2 protein-coding genes are annotated in these 466 nt (G+C 65.9%); both read left to right on the top strand.

The window, feature by feature from the left end; genetic code table 11:
- The coding region (locus tag BKG76_RS06660; protein ID WP_070936929.1) for a WXG100 family type VII secretion target at positions 1-220 on the top strand (220 nt) is incomplete at its 5' end.
- Positions 221-232: 12 nt separating this feature from the next.
- The coding region (locus BKG76_RS06655; protein ID WP_070936928.1) for a WXG100 family type VII secretion target at positions 233-466 on the top strand (234 nt) is incomplete at its 3' end.

Raw genomic sequence — 466 nt, 5'->3', positions numbered from 1 at the left:
GACGTTCATCGGGAAGATGAGCAGCGTGCCGCCGTCGGTGTGGGGTGGCGTGGCCGCGGTGCGGTTCCGCGATGTGGTCGACCGCTGGAACGGTGAATCGCTGACGCTGCACACCTCACTGAGCAGGATCGCCGAGACCATCCGGACCAACGAGCGCACGTTGCGCGCCGCGGCCGATGCCCACGCGCAGCGCCTCGGCACCGTCGGCGACGGTATCTGATCGGAGCCCACGATGGACAACGTCTTGTCATACAACTTCGGTGAGATCGAGTACTCGGTCCGCCAGGAGATCCACACCACCTCCGGCCGCTTCAACGCCGCACTCGACGAATTACGTGCGCAGATCGCACCTCTGCAGCAGGTGTGGACCCGTGAGGCGGCGCAGGCCTATGCCGTCGAACAGGCTCGCTGGAACCGGGCCGCGGCGGCGCTCAACGAAATCTTGTTCTCGCTCGGCAATGCGGTG

Source organism: Mycobacteroides franklinii, from assembly GCF_001853795.1.
GTDB lineage: Bacteria > Actinomycetota > Actinomycetes > Mycobacteriales > Mycobacteriaceae > Mycobacterium > Mycobacterium franklinii.
Note: the sequence above shows the minus strand (reverse complement) of the source record. Positions and strands in the feature narration are given on the sequence as shown.